Annotated in this window: 20 protein-coding genes and 1 tRNA gene; all 21 read right to left on the reverse strand. The window is 62.4% G+C overall.

The genetic code is table 11. The features are described 5' to 3' along the window. Positions 1–4: 4 nt before the first annotated feature. The 21 genes from QCE63_RS09945 to rpsO all read right to left on the reverse strand — a co-directional run bounded on the left by QCE63_RS09945 (position 5) and on the right by rpsO (position 21,163). Positions 5–325 carry a DUF2818 family protein gene (locus QCE63_RS09945; RefSeq protein ID WP_309832616.1) on the reverse strand — a complete coding sequence of 107 codons (321 nt, stop codon included), beginning with the start codon at positions 323–325 and terminating at the stop codon, positions 5–7. Continuing rightward, positions 325–1,797 carry an NADH-quinone oxidoreductase subunit NuoN gene (gene nuoN / locus QCE63_RS09950; protein ID WP_309832617.1) on the reverse strand — a complete coding sequence of 491 codons (1,473 nt, stop codon included), beginning with the start codon at positions 1,795–1,797 and terminating at the stop codon, positions 325–327. Before nuoN ends, QCE63_RS09945 begins: the two co-directional genes overlap by 1 nt. Positions 1,798–1,822: 25 nt before the next feature. Then, positions 1,823–3,322 (reverse strand): NADH-quinone oxidoreductase subunit M, encoded by a 1,500-nt coding sequence (locus tag QCE63_RS09955; protein ID WP_309832618.1) that lies wholly within the window; start codon positions 3,320–3,322, stop codon positions 1,823–1,825. A gap of 13 nt (positions 3,323–3,335) precedes the next feature. Continuing rightward, the gene (gene nuoL, locus QCE63_RS09960; protein WP_309832619.1) at positions 3,336–5,405 is read right to left on the reverse strand and encodes an NADH-quinone oxidoreductase subunit L; all 2,070 of its coding nucleotides are present in this window, start codon (positions 5,403–5,405) and stop codon (positions 3,336–3,338) included. Between the two features lie 17 nt (positions 5,406–5,422). Further along, complete coding sequence (gene nuoK / locus QCE63_RS09965; RefSeq protein ID WP_007588140.1) at positions 5,423–5,728, reverse strand: NADH-quinone oxidoreductase subunit NuoK; 306 nt, start codon at positions 5,726–5,728, stop codon at positions 5,423–5,425. A gap of 21 nt (positions 5,729–5,749) precedes the next feature. Beyond that, positions 5,750–6,439 carry an NADH-quinone oxidoreductase subunit J gene (locus QCE63_RS09970; protein WP_309832621.1) on the reverse strand — a complete coding sequence of 230 codons (690 nt, stop codon included), beginning with the start codon at positions 6,437–6,439 and terminating at the stop codon, positions 5,750–5,752. Between the two features lie 122 nt (positions 6,440–6,561). Beyond that, positions 6,562–7,050, reverse strand: a complete 489-nt coding sequence (nuoI, locus tag QCE63_RS09975) for an NADH-quinone oxidoreductase subunit NuoI (RefSeq protein WP_016345650.1) — start codon at positions 7,048–7,050, stop codon at positions 6,562–6,564. Between the two features lie 49 nt (positions 7,051–7,099). After that, on the reverse strand, positions 7,100–8,164 hold the full coding sequence (gene nuoH / locus QCE63_RS09980) for an NADH-quinone oxidoreductase subunit NuoH (protein ID WP_309832623.1): 1,065 nt from the start codon (positions 8,162–8,164) through the stop codon (positions 7,100–7,102). Continuing rightward, the gene (nuoG, locus tag QCE63_RS09985; RefSeq protein WP_309832624.1) at positions 8,165–10,504 is read right to left on the reverse strand and encodes an NADH-quinone oxidoreductase subunit NuoG; all 2,340 of its coding nucleotides are present in this window, start codon (positions 10,502–10,504) and stop codon (positions 8,165–8,167) included. It abuts the gene before it with no gap. A 52-nt stretch (positions 10,505–10,556) separates the two neighbouring features. Then, positions 10,557–11,876 (reverse strand): NADH-quinone oxidoreductase subunit NuoF, encoded by a 1,320-nt coding sequence (gene nuoF / locus QCE63_RS09990; RefSeq protein WP_309832625.1) that lies wholly within the window; start codon positions 11,874–11,876, stop codon positions 10,557–10,559. Continuing rightward, a complete protein-coding gene (gene nuoE / locus QCE63_RS09995) occupies positions 11,873–12,358 on the reverse strand; it encodes an NADH-quinone oxidoreductase subunit NuoE (protein WP_309832626.1) in 486 nt (161 codons plus the stop codon). Before nuoE ends, nuoF begins: the two co-directional genes overlap by 4 nt. A 152-nt stretch (positions 12,359–12,510) precedes the next feature. Continuing rightward, positions 12,511–13,764: an NADH-quinone oxidoreductase subunit D gene (locus QCE63_RS10000; protein WP_309832627.1), complete on the reverse strand. Its 1,254-nt coding sequence runs from the start codon at positions 13,762–13,764 to the stop codon at positions 12,511–12,513. 9 nt (positions 13,765–13,773) lie between these two features. Then, positions 13,774–14,376 carry an NADH-quinone oxidoreductase subunit C gene (locus QCE63_RS10005; RefSeq protein ID WP_309832629.1) on the reverse strand — a complete coding sequence of 201 codons (603 nt, stop codon included), beginning with the start codon at positions 14,374–14,376 and terminating at the stop codon, positions 13,774–13,776. 20 nt (positions 14,377–14,396) lie between these two features. Next, positions 14,397–14,876 (reverse strand): NADH-quinone oxidoreductase subunit B family protein, encoded by a 480-nt coding sequence (locus QCE63_RS10010; RefSeq protein WP_076786425.1) that lies wholly within the window; start codon positions 14,874–14,876, stop codon positions 14,397–14,399. A 61-nt stretch (positions 14,877–14,937) separates the two neighbouring features. Next, on the reverse strand, positions 14,938–15,297 hold the full coding sequence (locus QCE63_RS10015; protein ID WP_309832630.1) for an NADH-quinone oxidoreductase subunit A: 360 nt from the start codon (positions 15,295–15,297) through the stop codon (positions 14,938–14,940). Positions 15,298–15,510: 213 nt separating this feature from the next. Continuing rightward, positions 15,511–15,595: transfer RNA gene (locus QCE63_RS10020), tRNA-Leu, on the reverse strand. Between the two features lie 137 nt (positions 15,596–15,732). Continuing rightward, a complete protein-coding gene (gene secG, locus QCE63_RS10025) occupies positions 15,733–16,119 on the reverse strand; it encodes a preprotein translocase subunit SecG (protein ID WP_309832632.1) in 387 nt (128 codons plus the stop codon). A gap of 86 nt (positions 16,120–16,205) precedes the next feature. Continuing rightward, positions 16,206–16,979: a triose-phosphate isomerase gene (gene tpiA, locus QCE63_RS10030; protein ID WP_309832634.1), complete on the reverse strand. Its 774-nt coding sequence runs from the start codon at positions 16,977–16,979 to the stop codon at positions 16,206–16,208. Positions 16,980–17,164: 185 nt separating this feature from the next. Continuing rightward, positions 17,165–18,181, reverse strand: coding sequence for an NAD(P)H-quinone oxidoreductase (locus QCE63_RS10035; protein WP_309832635.1), 1,017 nt, complete (start codon positions 18,179–18,181; stop codon positions 17,165–17,167). 203 nt (positions 18,182–18,384) lie between these two features. Then, the gene (pnp, locus tag QCE63_RS10040; RefSeq protein WP_309832636.1) at positions 18,385–20,547 is read right to left on the reverse strand and encodes a polyribonucleotide nucleotidyltransferase; all 2,163 of its coding nucleotides are present in this window, start codon (positions 20,545–20,547) and stop codon (positions 18,385–18,387) included. 346 nt (positions 20,548–20,893) lie between these two features. Further along, positions 20,894–21,163 (reverse strand): 30S ribosomal protein S15, encoded by a 270-nt coding sequence (gene rpsO, locus QCE63_RS10045; RefSeq protein ID WP_309832637.1) that lies wholly within the window; start codon positions 21,161–21,163, stop codon positions 20,894–20,896. Between the last annotated feature and the right edge of the window lie 130 nt (positions 21,164–21,293).

Consider the following 21,293-nt stretch of genomic DNA (forward strand, 5'->3'; position numbering starts at 1 on the left):
GCCGTCAGCGGCGTTTGATGAAGTACTGGAACGTGAAGCCCGGAAACGCGAACACCACGAACAGACTGAAGGTGATGGCGTAGAACTGCCATCCCTGATCGAAGCGGTTGCCGGCGCGCGCTTCGAGCATGAAGCCGAGCGCGCCGACGACGAAGTAGAGAACCACAAGCTCGCCGATACGGATCCACGCGCTCTTCTTCGCGGCCTCGTGCCCCGCCGTTGCAGACAGGGGCAGCGGCACCGCGGCGAAGAGGCGCTGATTCAGGAACGGCAGGTTGGCGCACACGAACGCCAACAACACGATGAACCAGCCCGCTGCCGACATTACAGCGACAGCGTATGCGAGATGGCCGTCAGGCACGCCGACATCAGCGGACCCGGCACCAGGCCGAGCACCAGCACGGCAAGGCCGTTCAGCGTCAGCAGCGAGCGGTTGAGGCCGCCCGCGACGATCGGCGCGTGGTCATCCGGCGCATCGAAGTACATCAGCTTCACGACGCGCAGGTAGTAGAACGCACCCACCAGCGACGTCAGCACGGCCAGCACGGCAAGCCAGGTCAGGCCGGCGTTCATCGTCGCTTCGAGCACGGCGAGCTTCGCATAGAAGCCGACCGTCGGCGGAATGCCTGCCAGCGAGAACATCATGATCATCATGACGAACGCGAACACCGGGCTGCGTTGGTTGAGACCCTTGAAGTCGTCCAGCATCTCGGCTTCGAAATCGCGACGCGCCAGCAGCATGACCACACCGAACGAACCGAGCGTCGTGATCAGATAGATGATGCTGTAGAACATCGCCGAGCTGTACGCGCCGGCCGCGCCCGTGAGCTTGCCGTCGACGACGCCCGACAGCAGGCCGAGCAGCACGAAGCCCATGTTCGAGATCGCCGAGTACGCCAGCATCCGCTTGATATTCTTCTGCACGATCCCGGTGATATTGCCCACGATCAGCGACAGCGCCGCGAGGATCACCAGCATTTCCTGCCAGTCCACGGCGAGCGGCAACAGCGCCATCACGAGGAAGCGCAGGCCCCACGCGAAGGCCGCGACCTTCGGGCCGCCGCCGGTGAGCATGGTCATGGCGGTCGGCGCGCCCTGGTAGACGTCGGGTACCCACATGTGGAACGGCACCGCGCCCATCTTGAAGGCCACGCCCGCCACGATGAAGATCACGCCGAACAGCAGGACCGCGTCGTTGATATGGCCGGAGGCCACCGCCTTCAGCACTTCGTTCAGTTCGAGCGAACCGGTCGCGCCGTACAGCATCGAGATGCCGTAGAGCAGGAAGCCGGACGCGAGCGCACCGAGCACGTAGTACTTCATGGCCGACTCGTTCGACTGCGGCGCATCCTTGCGCAGCGCGATGACCGCATACAGCGACAGCGACATCAGTTCGAGGCCGAGATACAGCGTCAGGAAATTGTTGCCCGAGATCATCACGCACTGGCCCAGCAGCGAAAACAGGCCAAGCAGGAAGAAGTCGCCGCGGAACAGGTCGCGGTCTTCGAGGTACTTCTTCGAATAGATGATCGATACCGCGTAGCCCAGGCACACCACCGCCTTCATCGCGCTCGCGAACGGATCGACGATGTACATGCGCGTGAAGAAGTAATGCGGCGTCGGGTCGAGCGCCGTGAAGGCGAACCACACGCCGATGACGACCGTCGAGACGAGCGCGATCAGATAGGTCGTGCCGCGGCTCTTCGGTCCGAAGATCGTATCGTTCAGCCAGGCCACGACGACCGCGGCCATCAGGAGCGCGTCGGGCCAGAGAATGCTCATAGGGGCGTTTTGCATGATCTTTTAGTTCCTCCGCACGCCGTTACTGGGCCAGCGGCAGCTTGGACTGCGCGACGTGGGAGAGCAGGTTTGCCACCGACGCGTGCATCACGTCGGTAAAGGGCTTCGGATGCAGGCCCATGTACAGCGTGAACACCGCGAGCACGGTCAGCATCAGGAATTCGCGCTTGTTGATGTCCTTGAGCTTCGCGACGTGGTCGTTCGCGACCGCGCCGAAGTACACGCGCTTGTACATCCACAGCGTGTAGGCCGCGCCCAGGATCAGCGTGAAGGTGGCCAGGAAGGCGATCCAGAAGTTGTACTTCACCGCCGCCAGAATCACCATGAACTCGCCGACGAAACCCGAGGTGCCCGGCAGGCCGCAGTTGGCCATCGCGAACAGCATCACGAACGCGGCGAACTTCGGCATCGTGTTGACGACGCCGCCGTAATCCGCGATCTGACGCGAATGCACGCGGTCATACAGCACACCGATGGACAGGAACATCGCGCCCGACACGAAGCCGTGCGAGATCATCTGGATGATCGCGCCTTCCACGCCGAGTTGGCTCGACGGACCGAACATGAAAAACCCGAGCGTGACGAAGCCCATGTGCGCGATCGACGAATACGCGACCAGCTTCTTCATGTCGGCCTGCACCATCGCGACCAGGCCGATGTAGATCACCGCGATCAGCGACAGCGTGATCACCACCGGCGCGAGGAAGTGGCTGGCATCCGGCGCGATCGGCAGCGAGAAGCGCAGGAACCCGTAGGCGCCCAGCTTCAGCATGATCGCCGCCAGCACGACCGAGCCGCCCGTCGGCGCTTCCACGTGCGCATCCGGCAGCCAGGTGTGGACCGGGAACATCGGCACCTTGACCGCGAAGGCCAGGAAGAATGCGATGAACAACAACACCTGTGGTGTCATGTCGAGCTTCACCGCATGCCACGTGGCGAGGTCGAACGTGCCGGTCTTCGTGTAGAGATACAGCAGCGCGATCAGCATCAGCAGCGAACCGGCCAGCGTGTACAGGAAGAACTTGAACGCCGCATAGACGCGGTTCGGTCCGCCCCACACGCCGATGATGATGTACATCGGAATCAGCGTGGCTTCGAAGAACACGTAGAACAGCAGGCCGTCCGCCGTGGAGAACACGCCGATCATGATGCCCGAGAGAATCAGGAACGCGGCCATGTACTGCGACACGCGCTCGGTGATCACTTCCCAGCCGGCGATCACGACGATCACCGTGATGAGCGCCGTCAAGACGACAAACCACATCGAGATGCCGTCGACACCGAGGTGATACGTGATGTTGAAGCGTTCGATCCAGTTCGCCTGCTCGACGAACTGGAGCGCGGCGGTGGAGTTGTCGAAGCCGGTGATGAGCGGGATCGTGACGATCAGCCCGAGCACCGCGCCAATCAGCGCCACCCAGCGCGCGGGCGCCGGGTTCTGGTCATTGCCTACCGCGAGCACCAGCAGACCGAAGATGATCGGCAGCCAGATCGCGACACTGAGAATCGGAAAAGAGTGCATGGAGTCCCTCGCCTTATTTGCCGCCGAGCGTCACAAACAGGGTCAAGAGCCCCAACATGCCGATAATCATGGCGAACGCGTAGTGGTAGATGTAGCCGGATTGAAGGAAGCGGATCACGCCGGCGAACCAGCCCATGAACCGCGCGCTGCCGTTGACGATGCCGTCGATGACGACCACATCGCCTTCTTTCCACAGGCCGCGGCCCAGAGCCACCGCGCCCTTCGCGAACACGACCTCGTTGATCTTGTCGCAGTAATACTTGTTGTCGAGCAGCACGTAGATCGGACGGAACGTGCGGGCAACGACGGCCGGCAGGTCCGGGCGCTTCATGTAGAAGAACCACGCGACGATCACGCCCAGCGCCGCGAGCCACACCGGGCCCGGCGTCACGACGCCGTGAATCGCCATCGCCATCCAGCCGTGGAACTCTTCGGCCATTTCCTTCAGGCCTTCATGGTTTTCGCCGATGAAGATGACCTTGTCGAACACCACGCCGTGCGAGAAGAAGTCGCCGTAGATCATCGGGCCGATCATGATCGCACCGATGATGATCGACGGAATCGCCAGCAGGATGAGCGGCAGCGTCACCACCCACGGGCTTTCGTGCGGAATGTGCGGACCGTGGCCATGGCCGTGGTCGTCGTGACCGTGGTCGTCATGACCATGGCCATGCGCTTCCGCCTGGCCCATCGGCGAGTCGGGATGCTTCGGACCGCGGAAGCGCTCTGGACCGTGGAACACCATGAAATACATGCGGAACGAGTACAGCGATGTGACGAACACGCTCGCCACCACCGCGAAGTACGCGAAGCCCGAGCCGGCCAGATGCGAGTACTTCACGGCTTCGATGATCGAATCCTTCGAGTAGAAGCCCGAGAAGAACGGCGTGCCGATCAGCGCCAGCGACCCGATCAGCGACGTGATCCACGTGACCGGCATGTACTTGGCCAGGCCGCCCATGTTGCGCATGTCCTGGTCGTGGTGCATGCCGATGATGACCGAACCCGCGCCGAGGAACAGCAGCGCCTTGAAGAACGCGTGCGTGCCGAGGTGGAACACGGCGACCGGATAAGCGGACACGCCCAGCGCGACCGTCATGTAGCCCAGTTGCGACAGCGTGGAATACGCGACCACGCGCTTGATGTCGTTCTGCACGACGCCGAGGAAGCCCATGAACAGCGCGGTGATCGCGCCGATGACCGTGACGAACGAGAGCGCGGCGTCCGAATGCTCGAACAGCGGCGACATGCGCGTCACCATGAAGATACCGGCCGTCACCATGGTTGCCGCGTGAATCAGCGCGGAGATCGGCGTCGGGCCTTCCATGGAGTCCGGCAGCCACACGTGCAGCGGGAACTGCGCCGACTTGCCCATCGCGCCGATGAACAGGCAGATGCAGGCGACCGTCAGCAGGCCCCAGTGCGTACCCGGGAAGGCCATCGTGGCGAGCTTGTCGCTTTGCGCGAAGACGTCGCCGTAGTTGAGCGAGCCCGAGAACGCGAGCAGCAGGCCGATGCCCAGCAGGAAGCCGAAGTCGCCTACGCGGTTCACGATGAACGCCTTCATGTTGGCGTAGATCGCGCTCTCACGCGTGAAGTAGAAGCCGATCAGCAGGTACGACACCAGACCCACCGCTTCCCAGCCGAAGAACAGCTGAAGGAAGTTGTTGCTCATGACGAGCATCAGCATCGAGAACGTGAACAGCGAGATGTACGAGAAGAAGCGCTCGTAGCCCACTTCCTCATCCGCCATGTAGCCGATCGTGTAGATGTGCACCATCAGCGAGACGAAGGTCACGATGACCATCATCATGGCCGTCAGCGAATCGACCAGGAAGCCGACTTCCATCTTCAACGGGCCGACGTTCATCCATTCGTAGATGGTGGCGTTGAAGCTCGCGCCGTGCATCACGTCGTTGAAGACGAGCACCGACAAAACGAGGGAAATGAAGACGCCGAGAATGGTCACGCTGTGCGCGCCCTTGCGCCCCACCGCCTTCCCGAACAGCCCTGCGATCAGCGAGCCGGCAAGCGGCGCCAGCGGAACCGCGAGCAGGAGGTTTTCATTGAGTGTCGTGGACATAACAGCCTTGCCTGAAATTAACCTTTGAGCTGATCGAGGTCCTCGACGTTGATCGTGTCGAGGCTACGGAACAGGGTCACGAGAATCGCCAGGCCGATTGCAGCTTCGGCGGCGGCGACGGTCAGCACGAAGAACACGAAGATCTGGCCGTGCACGTCGCCGAGATAGTGCGAGAACGCGACGAAATTAGTGTTCACCGCGAGCAGCATCAGTTCGATCGCCATCAGGATGATGATGACGTTGCGGCGGTTCAGGAAGATGCCGACGATGCTGATCGCAAACAGGATCGCACCGAGCACGAGGTAATGGGCAAGACTCAACATTTTCTGGTTATCTCCTTCCGCTCAGCCCTTGTTGTCGACCGCGCCCGCGCCGATGTTGCCGGTCACCGCGGGTTCCGTGGCGGCATCGGGCGCCTCCGTTTCGGACTTCATCTTCACGATGCGCACGCGATCCTGCGCGCGCACCTTGACCTGCTGGCTGACGTTTTGCGACTTCTTGTCCTTCTTGTCTCGGATCGTCAGCGAGATGGCCGCGATGATCGCGACCAGCAGCACGAGGCCCGCCACTTCGAACGCGAAGATGTAGTCGGTGTAGATGACCTTGCCGATCAGCTGGGTGTTCGACATCACGGCGGCACCCGACACGCCCGCGCCGGCGGAGGCGTCGCGCAGCGGCGTGGTGGTCGCGCCGAAGCCGTGCCACAGGATCAGCGCGGTTTCCACCACGATGATCGCGCCGACGATGCTCGCGAGCGGCACGAAGCGCTTGAAGTCGCGGCGCAGGACATCGATGTTGATGTCGAGCATCATGACCACGAACAGGAACAGCACCATCACCGCGCCCACATACACGAGCACCAGCAGGATCGCCAGGAATTCTGCCTGCAGCAGCATCCAGATCGCGGCCGCGTTGAAGAACGCGAGCACGAGAAACAGCGCGGACGACACCGGGTTGCGCGAGGTGATCACCTTCAGCGCGGATGCCACCAGCAGCAGCGCGAAGATATAGAACAGTACGGTTGTGAATTCCATGATTACCGGTTCATCGTTAGGCCATCATCAGGCATGGTGTGTCGGCGCCGGGACGGTCCGCCCCGCGCTTGCCGCATGTGCCCGAACAGCAACTGCGAGCAACTGCGTTTGCAACAAATCAATCAACGATACGGCGCGTCCGCCGCCTTCGACGCGGCAATCTCGTTTTCGTAACGGTCGCCGACTGCAAGCAGCATGTCCTTCGTGAAGTACAGGTCGCCGCGCTTCTCGCCGTGATATTCGAGGATGTGCGTCTCGACGATCGAATCGACCGGGCAGCTCTCTTCGCAGAAACCGCAGAAGATGCACTTGGTCAGGTCGATGTCGTAGCGCGTCGTGCGGCGCGTGTTGTCCGCGCGCGTTTCCGATTCGATCGTGATCGCCATGGCCGGGCAGACTGCTTCGCACAGCTTGCAGGCGATGCAGCGCTCTTCGCCATTTTCATAACGGCGCAGTGCGTGCAGGCCGCGGAAACGCGGCGAGATCGGGGTCTTCTCTTCCGGGAACTGCACCGTGATCTTGCGCTGGAACGTGTAACGGCCCGTCAGCGCCAGACCCTTCAGCAGCTCGGTCAGGAAGAAGGTTTTGAAGAAGTTCTGAATTGCGTTCATGATGATTTCGTCCGCTCTTGTCCTGCGCTCTTGTCCTGGCTTCGTCCGACTACTTCCAGATGTTGAGCGGCGACATGATCCAGAAACCGACCACGACCACCCAGATCACCGACACCGGCAGGAACACCTTCCAGCCCAGACGCATGATCTGGTCGTAGCGGTAACGCGGAAACGTCGCGCGCGCCCAGATGAATACCGACAGCAGCAGGAACACCTTGAAGGCGAACCAGAATACGCCCGGAATGAAAGTCAGGAAGCCGAACGGCGCATCCCAGCCGCCGAGGAACAGCGTCGTCGCGATGGCCGAGATCACGATCATGTTGATGTACTCGGCCAGGAAGAACAGCGCGAACGCCATGCCGGAGTAATCGATCATGTGGCCCGCGACGATTTCCGATTCGCCTTCCACCACGTCGAACGGGTGACGGTTCGTTTCAGCAATGCCCGAGATGAAGTACACGACGAACATCGGCAGGAGCGGCAGCCAGTTCCACGACAGGAAGTTGACCCCCCAGCCCGCGAACATGCCGCGCTGCTGCGAATGCACGATCTCCGACATGTTCAGCGTGCCGGCGACCATCAGCACCACGACCAGCGCGAAGCCCATCGAGATTTCGTAGGACACCATCTGCGCCGCCGCGCGCATCGCGCCGAGGAACGCGTACTTGGAGTTCGACGCCCAGCCCGCCAGGATCACCCCGTACACGCCGATCGACGAGATCGCCATCACGTACAGCAGACCCGCGTTGATGTCGCCCAGCACCGCCTTCGCCTGGAACGGGATCACCGCCCATACCGCGAACGCGGGCACCACGGTCATGATCGGCGCGATCATGTAGATCCATTTGCTGGCGGCGGTCGGCTGAATCACTTCCTTGAGCAGAAGCTTCAGCACGTCCGCGATCGGCTGCAGCAGACCGGCGGGACCGACACGGTTCGGACCGATACGCACGTGCATCCAGCCGATGAGCTTGCGTTCCCAGAGAATCAGGTACGCGACGCACAACAGGATGACCACCGAAACCACCAGGATGCGGACCACCGCCCACACCGTCGGCCATGCGACGCCGAGAAGCTGCGTGCCGCCTGCGTTGATCGTATCGAACAAGCCCATTTACGCCTTCTCCACTACCAGTTCACCGAACAGGCCGCCGAGCGCGGCGCCAGCCGTCGTGCCCGCCGACACGCGGACCACCGATTCCGCCAGGTTTGCATCGCGGACCGCCGGCAGCGTCACCGACCGGTCGCCCTGCTTGATGCGCACCGCTTCGCCATCCTTCAGGCCGAGCTTGTCGAACAGCGCGGTCGGCAGGCCGGCGACGTTCGCGTCACGCGCGGCCACCGTCAGATGCAGCGACGGCGCGCGGCGCACGAGCGCATCGGCATGATAGATCGGCACATCGGCGAGACGCTGCAGGCCGCTGCCGTTCAACGCGACCTTCGATGCAGCACGCGTTGCCGCCACCGAAGTCTTGTTCGACAGACGCGCAGTCAGGTCGCCCGTACCGAGGGCCGCGACGCGCACTTCTTCCGCCGTATCGAATTCGAAGCCCGGCAGGCCGAGGATCGTGCCCAGCACGCGCAATACCTTCCAGCCCGGACGCGTGTCGCCCAGCGCGCGCACGACGCCGTTGAACGACTGAGCCGTGCCTTCCGCATTGACGAAAGTGCCCGAGGTTTCGGTGTGCGGCGCGACCGGCAGCAGCACGTCCGCGTAGTCCATGCCGTGCTTGAACGGCGACATCACGACGACCATTTCCGCAGCCTTCAGCACGGCAATGGCCTGCGCCGGATTGGCCGTGTCGAATTCCGGCTCGGCGTGCAGCAGCACGTAGCCCTTGCGCGGCTGTTCGAACACTTCGCGGGCGTTGAGACCGCCCTCGCCCGGCACGGCATCGACGAGATACGCGCCCACCGAGTTCGCGCCTTCCGTAAGGAAGCCGAGCGTCGCGCCGGTGTTGTCGGCGATCCACTGGGCCGCCGCCTGAATCTGCGCGAAATCCGGATGCTGGACCGCGACGTTGCCAAGCAGCACGACGCGCTTCTCGCCCGCCGACAGTGAAGCTGCCACGTCCTTGGCCGCCGCCGATACTTCGCGGCCCGCGAATGCGTCCGGCAGCGCGACGCCGCGCGCTTCCGCCACGGCTGCCGCGATGCCCGCGAGTTGATCGAGCCACGCCGACGGCGCCGCGACCAGGCGATGCGCGGTCGGAATCAGCGAGTCGTCGTTGCTGGCGTTGAGGAAGGTGATCTTCGCGCCGCTCTTCGCGGCCTGACGCAGACGTGCGGCGAACAGCGGATGATCACGGCGCAGGAACGAGCCGATCACGAAGGCCGTGTCGATCAACGACAGATCGGCGATCTTCGCGCCGAGCCACGGTGCGCCGACGCCGACCGGCGCCGAGAAATCGTGCTGGCGCAGACGGAAGTCCACGTTCGGCGTACCGACGCCTTCAGCCAGCGCCTTCAGCAGATGCAGTTCCTCGACCGTGCTGTGCGGCGTGGCCAGTGCGGCGATGGCGTTCGCGCCATGATCCGCCTGGATGCCCTTCAGGCCCTTCGCCACGTATTCGAGCGCGGTCTGCCAGTCAGTTTCGATCCAGTTGCCGCCTTGCTTGAGCATCGGCGTGGTGAGACGCTCGTCGCTGTTCAGGCCTTCGTACGAGAAACGGTCCTTGTCCGAGATCCAGCATTCGTTGATGGCTTCGTTTTCCATCGGCAGAACGCGCATCACGCGGTTGTTCTTCACCTGCACCACGAGGTTCGCGCCGACGGAATCATGCGGGCTCACCGACTTGCGGCGCGACAGTTCCCACGTCCGTGCGCTGTAGCGGAACGGCTTGCTCGTGAGCGCGCCGACCGGGCACAGGTCGATCATGTTGCCCGACAGTTCCGAGTCCACCGTCTTGCCGACGAAGGACGTGATTTCCGAATGCTCGCCGCGGCCCAGCATGCCGAGCTCCATCACGCCGGCCACTTCCTGGCCGAAGCGCACGCAGCGCGTGCAATGGATGCAGCGCGACATCTCTTCCATCGAGATGAGCGGACCGACATTCTTGTGGAACACCACGCGCTTTTCTTCGCTGTAGCGCGACTGCGACTTGCCGTAACCGACGGCCAGATCCTGCAGCTGGCATTCGCCGCCCTGATCGCAGATCGGGCAGTCGAGCGGGTGGTTGATCAGCAGGAATTCCATCACCGACTGCTGGGCCTTCACGGCCTTGTCGGAAGTCGTGCGCACGATCATGCCCGCCGACACCGGCGTGGCACAGGCGGGAACGGCCTTCGGCATCTTCTCGACTTCGACGAGGCACATCCGGCAGTTCGCCGCGATCGAGAGCTTCTTGTGATAGCAGAAGTGAGGAATGTACGTGTCGACCTTGTGCGCAGCCTGGATCACCATGCTGCCTTCGGGCACCTCGACCGTCTTGCCGTCAATTTCTAGTTCAACCATGATGGGGAATGGTCCTCAACCTCTTGTCTCGCGCATCTGACTGCGCGCCTGATTACGCGGTCAGCGCTTCGGACGGCGCGTGCGCATGTCCGCCGACAACACAGTGCTTGTGCTCGACGTGATATTCGAATTCGTCCCAGAAGTGCTTGAGCATGCCGCGCACGGGCATCGCCGCTGCGTCGCCCAGCGCGCAGATGGTGCGGCCCATGATGTTCTCGGCGACCGAGTTCAGCAGATCCAGATCTTCCTTGCGGCCGAGGCCATGCTCGATGCGATGCACCACGCGATACAGCCAGCCGGTGCCTTCGCGGCACGGCGTGCACTGGCCGCACGACTCTTCATAGTAGAAGTACGACAGGCGCAGCAGCGAGCGCACCATGCAGCGCGTTTCGTTCATCACGATCACCGCGCCCGAACCCAGCATGGAGCCGGCCTTGGCGATGGAATCGTAGTCCATGTCGGTGGCGAGCATCATGTCGCCCGGCACCACCGGCGCCGACGATCCGCCCGGAATCACCGCCTTGATCTTCTCGCCGCGCACGCCGCCGGCCAGTTCCATCAGCGTCGAGAACGGCGTGCCGAGCGGAATCTCGTAGTTGCCCGGACGGTTCACGTCGCCCGAGACGGAGAAGATCTTCGTGCCGCCGTTGTTCGGCTTGCCGATTTCGAGATAATTCTGCGGACCAATTTCCAGCAGGAAAGGCACGGCCGCAAAGGTCTCGGTGTTGTTGATCGTGGTCGGCTTGCCATACACGCCGAAGCTCGCCGGGAACGGCGGCTTGAAGCGCGGCTGGCCCTTCTTGCCTTCCAGCGATTCGAGCAGCGCGGTTTCCTCGCCGCAGATGTACGCGCCATAGCCATGATGCGCATACAGTTCGAACGAGAAGCCCGAGCCCAGGATGTTCGCGCCGAGGTAACCGGCCTGGCGCGCTTCTTCAAGCGCCGCCTCGAACACGCGGTAGACCTCGAAGATCTCGCCGTGAATGTAGTTGTAGCCGACCGTGATACCCATCGCGTACGCGCCGATGGCCATGCCTTCGATCAGCGCATGCGGGTTCCAGCGCAGGATGTCGCGGTCCTTGAACGTGCCCGGTTCGCCTTCGTCCGAGTTGCAGACGAGATATTTCTGCCCCGGGAACTGACGCGGCATGAAGCTCCACTTCAGGCCGGTCGGGAAGCCCGCGCCGCCGCGGCCGCGCAAGCCCGACGCCTTGACGTCGGCGATCACCTGCTCGGCCGGAATCTTCTCTTCCAGGATGCGGCGCAGCTGCTTGTAGCCGCCGCGCGCGACGTAGTCTTCGAGATGCCAGTTCTCGCCATTGAGGCCGGCGAGGATCAGCGGCTTGATGTGCCGATCGTGGAGTGACGTCATTTCGAAAGTTCCTCGAGCAACTGGTCGATCTTCTCGCGGCTCATGAAGCTGCACATGCGATGGTTGTTCACGAGCATCACGGGTGCGTCGCCGCACGCGCCGAAGCACTCGCCTTCCTTCAACGTGAACTTGCCGTCGGCGGTGGTTTCGCCGAAATCGATTCCCAGCTTCTGCTTCAGATACTCGGCCGCGCTGTCCGAACCGCCGTCCGGTCCGAGCTGGCAAGGCAGGTTCGTGCAGAGCGTGACCTTGTGCTTGCCGACCGGCTTCAGCTCGTACATCGTGTAGAACGTCGCGACTTCCTGCACGGCGACCGGCGGCATGCTCAGGTAGTCCGCCACGAACTGCATGAGTTCGGGCGAGAGCCAACCCTGCTCTTCCTGGGCGACCGCAAGCGCCGCCATCACCGCCGACTGCTTTTGCTCGGCGGGATATTTCGCGACTGCGCGATCGATTTCTTTCAGGCCTTCAGCTGAGATCATTTTCAGACACGACTCTTTCAATTCCTACCGAACGAAAACCCGCCGCGCTCTTCACTTGCGGCAGACCTGGCGTTCCCGCGGATTCCTGTTATTGCACTCGCGTTTTCATGCGCGGCGGCTCGATGAGCACGCCGCTCACGCGGCAAGGGAGATCAGCGATCGATCTCGCCGAACACGATGTCCTGCGTACCGATGATCGTCACGGCGTCGGCGATCATGTGGCCACGCGCCATTTCGTCGAGCGCTGCGAGATGCGCATAACCCGGCGCGCGAATCTTGAGGCGATACGGCTTGTTGGCGCCGTCCGAGATCAGATAGATGCCGAACTCGCCCTTCGGATGCTCCACGGCCGCGTATGTTTCGCCTTCCGGCACGTGAAAACCTTCGGTGAAGAGCTTGAAGTGGTGAATCAGCTCTTCCATGTTGCTCTTCATGCCGACGCGCGACGGCGGCGCAACCTTGTGATTATCGACCATCACAGGGCCGGGATTCTTGCGAAGCCACGCAATGCACTGTTTGGCGATACGGACCGACTGGCGCATTTCTTCCACGCGCACCAGATAACGGTCGTAGCAATCGCCGTTCACGCCGACGGGAATGTCGAAGTCCAGCTGGTCATACACTTCGTACGGCTGCTTCTTGCGCAGATCCCACTCGATGCCCGAGCCGCGCAGCATCGCGCCGGACAGGCCCATCTGCAACGCACGCTCCGGGCTCACCACGCCGATCCCCACGAGACGCTGCTTCCAGATGCGGTTGTCGGTGAGGAGCGTTTCGTACTCGTCGACACAACCCGGGAAACGGTTGAAGAAGTCTTCGATGAAGTCGAGCAGCGAACCCTGACGCGTCTCGTTCATCCGGTCGAGCGCCTTCGCGTTGCGGATCTTCGATGCCTTGTATTGCGGCATCGCATCCGGCAGGTCGCGATAGACGCCGCCCGGGCGATAGTACGCTGCGTGCATGCGCGCGCCGGACACTGCCTCGTAGACGTCCATCAGGTCTTCGCGCTCGCGGAACGCGTACAGGAACACCGCCATCGCGCCGACGTCGAGCGCGTGCGAGCCGATCCACATCAGGTGGTTCAGCACGCGCGTGATTTCGTCGAACAGCACGCGGATGTACTTCGCGCGAATCGGCACGTCGATGCCCAGCAGCTTCTCGATCGCCATCACATAGCCGTGCTCGTTGACCATCATCGACACGTAGTCGAGACGGTCCATGTACGGCACGGACTGGAGGAAGGTCTTGGTTTCGGCGAGCTTCTCGGTCGCGCGATGCAGCAGACCGATGTGCGGGTCCGCGCGCTGGATCACTTCGCCGTCGAGTTCGAGCACGAGGCGCAGCACGCCGTGCGCTGCCGGGTGCTGCGGACCGAAATTCAGCGTGTAGTTCTTGATCTCTGCCATGGCGTTCTCTTAATGTTTCAGACCGCCATAGCGATCTTCGCGAATCACGCGCGGCGTGATTTCGCGCGGTTCGATCGTCACAGGCTGATACACCACGCGCTTCTCTTCCGGGTCGTAGCGCATTTCCACGTAGCCGGACACCGGGAAGTCCTTGCGGAACGGATGGCCGATGAAGCCATAGTCCGTCAGGATGCGGCGCAGGTCGGGGTGGCCCTCGAACACGATGCCGTAGAGGTCGAATGCTTCGCGCTCGTACCAGTTCGACGAGGTCCAGATGTCGACCACCGAAGGCACGATAGGCACTTCGTCGTCCGGCGCGAATACGCGCACGCGCACACGCCAGTTGTTCGAGATGGACAGAAGATGGCTGACGGCGGCGAAACGCGGGCCGTCGTAGGCGCCGTCGCCGTAGGTGGAATAGTCCACGCCGGAGACGTCCATGAGCTGCTCGAAGCGCAGCGACGGATCATCGCGCAGCTGCTTGCAGACTTCCAGGTAGTTCGACGCCTTGACGACGATCGTCACTTGCCCGAGCGACTCCGTAATGCTCTGCAGACGGCCGCCAAATGCCGTCTCGAGGTTCGCTTTGAGGGTCTCGAGTTTGCTTGCCATAGTTGGGGAGACTCAGGCCCTTAACTACGGGCGATGGTGTTGGTGCGGCGAATCTTCGCCTGCAACTGGATCACGCCGTAGACCAGCGCTTCGGCGGTCGGAGGGCAGCCGGGGACGTAGACATCCACCGGCACGATCCGGTCGCAACCGCGCACGACGGAATACGAATAGTGGTAGTAGCCGCCGCCGTTCGCGCACGAGCCCATGGAAATGACCCAGCGCGGCTCGGCCATCTGGTCGTAGACCTTGCGCAGCGCGGGCGCCATCTTGTTGCACAGCGTGCCGGCGACGATCATGACGTCGGACTGACGCGGACTCGGGCGGAACACGACGCCGAAGCGGTCCAGGTCATAGCGGGCCGCGCCCGCGTGCATCATCTCGACCGCGCAGCAGGCGAGGCCGAACGTCATCGGCCACAGCGAGCCGGTGCGCGTCCAGTTGATCAGCTTGTCAGCCGTGGTGGTGACAAAGCCTTCCTTCAAGACCCCTTCGATACTCATTTCTTGTCCACTCCAGATGAGCTGCCAGCCAAAGCCGCCCATGAATCCGGTGATCTAACCGTCATTCCCAGTCGAGCCCGCCCTTTCTCCAGATGTAGGCGAAACCGAGCAAAAATTCGAGCAGGAAAATCATCATCGCGATGAAGCCGGGCCAGCCGATCTCGCGCAGGGACACGCCCCACGGAAACAGGAACGCAGTCTCAAGGTCGAAAATGATGAAAAGAATTGCGACGAGATAGTAACGCACATCGAACTTCATCCGCGCGTCTTCGAAGGCTTCGAAGCCGCACTCGTAAGGTGCGTTTTTTTCGGTGTCGGGCCTGTTGGGACCTAGGATCTTGCCAATGCTGACCAGCGCTATACCTAAACCAAGGCCCACCACAAGAAACAAGAAGACGGGGTAATAGGGTGCGAGGTTCAAGGCTATCCTCTGTTCGGTAGAGATGGTCTGTTATTGATTGAGCGCCTCAGCCGGGACGGACCACCCGACAGGGGATTCACTTGGGACCGCTCACGTTATCAGCACACTGTGACAATCGCCGTATGACGAGCACCACCGCATCAAAACCGTAAGGGTACTCCAGAAGTGACAATGCCAGCCGAAGCGATGCATGCGGCTGGCATTGGATAACTTTGGTGCCGACGGCGAGACTCGAACTCGCACAGCTTTCGCCACTACCCCCTCAAGATAGCGTGTCTACCAATTTCACCACGTCGGCACTGTATTGCAATCCGGGAAAACTACTTCTTAATTGCCGCGAATCGCTTCAAGAATCAAATTATAACTGGCCCTTCTGAATTGTTCAACGCACAAAATGCAGATTTCGCGAGAAATTTGTTTTGGCGTTCGAGCCGATTATTTGGGAACGTCGTTGCCTGGCGCGGACGATGCAGCAGCCGGCGCAGCACCCGAAGCAGCCGTCGCGGGAGCGGCGCCCGAGCCCGGAATCGCACCCGAAGCGGCCACCGGCGCGTCACCCAGAATGCCCGCCGATGCCTGCGGCTTGTAGCTGCCGAGATAGGTCAGCGCCAGCGTCGTGACGAAGAACACGGCGGCGAGAACGGCCGTGGTACGCGAAAGAAAATTCGCTGATCCGGTCGCGCCGAACAGGCTGCCCGACGAACCGCTGCCGAATGCCGCGCCCATGTCGGCGCCCTTGCCGTGCTGCAACAGCACGAGTCCGATAACGCCCAGCGCCGACAACAACTGGACGACGATAATCAATGTCTTCAAATACAGCATTTCAACTCACCTGATTCCTGATGTTTCAATGACACTTGCGTGTCGCAATTGACTTCCCTGATCTGCCCCGCACGCTTGCCGGCACCTTATTGGAAGGCGGTTTGCGCAGCTTGGCAGATCGGCAGAAAATCCTTCGACTTCAACGACGCGCCGCCAATCAGGCCGCCATCGATGTCGCCTTGTGCAAACAATTCCCGCGCATTGTCCGGCTTGACGCTGCCGCCGTACAGCAGCAACGCGTTGGCCACTGCCGCGCCCTTCTCCTGCAGCTTGCGGCGCAGGAACGCGTGAACCGCCTGCGCCTGCTCCGGCTGCGCAGTTTTGCCCGTGCCGATGGCCCAGACCGGTTCATACGCGACCACGATGCCCGCTGCCTGCTCTTCGCTCAGCAGTATCAGCACGGCGTCCAGCTGCGTGCCGATGACCTGTTCGGTCGCGCCCGACTCGCGCTCTTCCAGCGTTTCACCGACACATACGATGGGCGTGAGACCCGATTCGAGGGCGCGCTGCGTTTTTGCGCCAACGAGTTCCGGGCTTTCGCGATGATACGCGCGACGCTCCGAATGACCCACGATCGCATACGTGACGCCGAAATCCACCGCCATTTCTGCCGCAACTTCGCCGGTGTAGGCGCCGCCGGCATGCGCGGACACGTCCTGCACGCCCCACTTCACCACCGAGCCGCTCAGCAACGCCTGCGATTGCGCGAGATAAGGGCACGGCACGCACACGCCCACGCGCACGTCCTTCTGCAAAGCCGATGCTCCGGCAGCTACTTCGGTCAGCAGGGCCGCGTTCTCGTCGATGCGACCATGCATCTTCCAGTTGCCTACCACCAGTTTCGCTCGTTGTCTGGACATAAGTCTCGTCGATCGGCGGCGGCTTGCCGGATGCGCTTGACCGGTGCACCGGAACAGCCGCCCTGTTATTGGAATGAAACCGTTACGAATCGCAAACTGCCTGCAAAACAGGCGATTTTACTGTGATCCGACGAAACCGGTCAAACCGGCAAAAGTGCCTTGCAACATCGGCACGTCACAGCACGTCACGACGCATCGCGCCAGTCGAGCATGATCTTGCCGACATGCGTGCTGCTTTCCATCAGCGTGTGCGCGGCCGCGGCTTCGGCGGCCGGAAACACCTGATGGATGACCGGCTTGATACGCCCCGCCTCGATCTCGGGCCACACGCGCTCTTTCAGCTTCGCCGCGAGCTTCGCCTTGAACGCGACCGGACGCGGCCGCAGCGTCGAACCCGTGATGACCAGGCGGCGCCGCAGGATATCGTTCAGATTGATCTCGGCCTTCGAGCCGCCAAGCAGCGCGATCACGCAGACACGACCGCCATCGGCGAGCGCCTTGAGTTCGCGCGGCAGATAGTCGCCGGCGACCATGTCGAGAATCACATCGACGCCGCGGTCGTTGGTCAGCGACTTCACTACTTCGACGAAATCCTCCGTCTTGTAGTTGATCGCCCGCTCCGCGCCGAGTGCTTCGCACGCGCGGCATTTTTCGTCGGTGCCGGCCGTCGCGAACACGCGAAAGCCGAGCGCCTTCGCGATCTGGATCGCCGTCACGCCGATCCCGCTCGACCCGCCCTGCACCAGCAGCGTCTCTTCCTCGCCGTTCTCGCCCGCGCCAAGATGCGCACGCTCGAAAACGTTGCTCCACACGGTGAAGAAGGTTTCCGGCAGCGATGCGGCCTCGATGTCGGACAAGCCCGCCGGCACCGGCAGACATTGTTCGAGCGGCGCGACCGCGTATTCGGCATAACCGCCGCCCGCAAGCAGCGCGCACACGCGATCGCCCTTCTTCAGACCGAACGGATTGTGCTTCGGATTGAAATCGCCATCGACGATCTCACCCGCCACTTCCAGCCCCGGCAGGTCCGACGCGCCCGGCGGCGGCGCATACGCGCCCTTGCGCTGCAGGACGTCCGGACGGTTCACGCCCGACGCCGACACCTTGATGAGCACTTCATTCTTGCCGGGCGCGGGCTGCGGGCGCTCGCCCAGTTTCAAGACTTCGGGCGCGCCAAACTCGGTGATTTCGATGGCTTTCATGACCTCTCCCCTGGAACCCGCGATCGCGCTCGGAATGATTCGAACCGGATGACACCGTGCGCGCTGGAGCAATCGATACTCCCGGACTCGCACGTCACACGGTGATCCGGTCCGACGACGCGTCCGCTCTCATGCCACGGACACGCGTCAGACAAGAAAACGGCCGGCTCGCGCTAGCGGCCGGCCGTCAACACATTACCGCATTACTGCTGCGGCTGCGTCGGTTCCGCGGGTTGGGCAGGTTGGGCCGGTTGCGCGGCTTCGTTCAGCAAAGCCTTCGCCGACAGGCGCACGCGGCCCTTCTCGTCCGTCTGGATGACCTTGACCTTCACGACCTGGCCTTCCTTCAGATAGTCGTTGATGTCCTTCACGCGCTCGTTGACGATCTCCGAGATATGCAGCAGACCGTCCTTGCCCGGCAGGATGTTCACGATCGCGCCGAAGTCGAGCAGCTTGAGCACCGGGCCTTCGTAGACCTGGCCGACTTCCACTTCGGCCGTGATGTTCTCGATGCGCTTCTTCGCCTCGGCCATGCCTTCCGAGCTCGTGCTCGCGATGGTCACGACGCCGTCGTCCGAAATGTCGATGGTCGTGCCGGTTTCTTCCGTCAGCGCGCGGATCACCGAACCGCCCTTGCCGATCACGTCGCGGATCTTCTCCGGATTGATCTTGATGGTGATCATGCGCGGCGCGTAGTCCGACAGTTCCGTGTTCGTGCTCGGCACTGCCGCGGTCATCTTGCCGAGGATGTGCATGCGGCCTTCCTTCGCCTGCGCGAGCGCAACCTGCATGATTTCCTTCGTGATGCCCTGGATCTTGATGTCCATCTGCAGCGCGGTCACGCCTTGCGCCGTGCCGGCCACCTTGAAGTCCATGTCGCCGAGGTGATCTTCGTCGCCGAGGATGTCGGTCAGCACCGCAAACTTGTTGTCCTCGAGGATCAGGCCCATCGCGATGCCCGCGACGTGCGCCTTCATCGGCACGCCGGCGTCCATCAGCGCGAGACAGCCACCGCACACCGAAGCCATCGACGACGAACCATTCGATTCCGTGATTTCCGACACCACGCGGATCGAATAGCCGAACTCGTCCGGACCCGGCAGGCACGCGACCAGCGCGCGCTTGGCCAGACGGCCATGGCCGATTTCACGGCGCTTCGGCGAGCCGACGCGGCCCGTTTCGCCCGTCGCGAACGGCGGCATGTTGTAGTGGAGCATGAAGCGCTCGCGATATTCGCCTTCGAGCGCGTCGATGTTCTGCTCGTCGCCCTTCGTGCCGAGCGTCGCGACGACCAGCGCCTGCGTCTCGCCGCGCGTGAACAGCGCCGAGCCGTGCGTGCGCGGCAGGACGCCCGTGCGGATTTCGATCGGACGGACAGTGCGCGTGTCGCGGCCGTCGATACGCGGCTCGCCGTTCAGGATCTGCGTGCGGACGATCTTCGCTTCGATGTCGAACAGGACGTTGCCGACGGTCGCCTTGTCGGCGGCCACCGTGCCGCTCGCGGCGGCGTCTTGCTCCAGCTTGGCCGAGGTCGCTGCGTACACTTCCTTCAGCTTGGCCGAACGCGCCGACTTGTCGCGCAGCTGGTAAGCGGCTTCGAGTTCCGGCTTCGCGACTTCGGTGACGCGCGCGATCAGCGCTTCGTTCTTCGGCGCCGGCGCCCAGTCCCACTCCGGCTTGCCGCCTTCGCGCACGAGTTCATGAATGGCGTCGATGGCCGTCTGCATCTGCTCGTGACCGAACACGACTGCGCCGAGCATGACTTCCTCGGACAGCTGCTTCGCTTCGGATTCGACCATCAGCACCGCGCGTTCCGTGCCCGCGACCACCAGATCCAGCGCCGATTCCTTCATCTGCGGACGCGTCGGGTTCAGCACGTACTCGTTGTTGATGTAGGCGACGCGCGCGGCGCCGACCGGACCGTTGAACGGCAGACCCGACACGGCGAGCGCGGCGGAGGCGCCGATCAGCGCGGGGATGTCGGCGGGAACTTCCGGGTTCAGCGACAGGACGTGGATCACGACCTGCACTTCGTTATAGAAACCTTCCGGGAAGAGCGGGCGCAGCGGACGGTCGATCAGGCGCGAAATCAGCGTTTCGCCTTCCGACGGACGGCCTTCGCGACGGAAGAAGCCGCCCGGGATCTTGCCGGCGGCGTAGGTCTTTTCGAGGTAATCGACGGTCAGCGGGAAGAAGTCCTGACCCGGCTTGGCGCTCTTCGCGCCGACGACGGTGGCCAGCACCACGGTGTCTTCGACGTCGACGATCACCGCGCCGCCAGCCTGACGGGCGATCTCGCCCGTTTCGAGACGGACGTTATGCTGGCCCCACTTGAATTCCTTGACGATCTTATTGAACATTTCCACTCCTTATACGTTGCGCCAGCGTCCCTCGACGCTGGCGGGACGATCCCAAGCCGCGCGAAGAGGTGTGTTATGCCATTCCAGCGCGGTACGTCGCGCGAACGAAGCGCGGCGTGCCGCGCTGGAATGACACAAAGCTCTGCCGCGAGGCCGGACCGGGTGTCGAACCGGATGGAGCATCCGGGTAAAGCATGTGTACTGCCGAAATCACCAAACTGAACGTATCGAGCGCGGTTAAGCGATCGCACACCACTTCATCGCCGGACCGTACAAAAACAAAGTGCCTGTATCAGCGGACTGACACAGGCACTCTGTTTCAAAGGCGGCTATGAAGCCACATATGCGCCAATTACTTGCGCAGACCCAGCTTCTCGATCAGCGAGCGGTAGCGGTCCGCGTCCTTGCCCTTCAAGTAGTCGAGCAGCTTGCGGCGACGGCTCACCATGCGCAGCAGACCGCGGCGGCTGTGGTGATCCTTCGAGTGCGACTTGAAGTGGGAAGTGAGTTCGTTGATGCGGCTCGTGAGCAGTGCGACTTGCACTTCGGGGGAGCCGGTGTCGTTGGCGCCGCGCGCGTATTCAGCGACGATGTCGGACTTCTTGATTTCTGCTACGGGCATTTGCTTTTCCTTTGATACAGACAGGCGGTCACGGAAGAAAGGCCGTGCCGTGGGGTTACAGGTTTCATGTTTCGCTTCTTGCTTCGCTTCAGACAGATCTGCCGGCTGAAGACGAAGCGCGGAGTATAGC

This window comes from Caballeronia sp. LZ065 (genome assembly GCF_031450975.1).
Classification (GTDB): Bacteria; Pseudomonadota; Gammaproteobacteria; order Burkholderiales; family Burkholderiaceae; genus Caballeronia.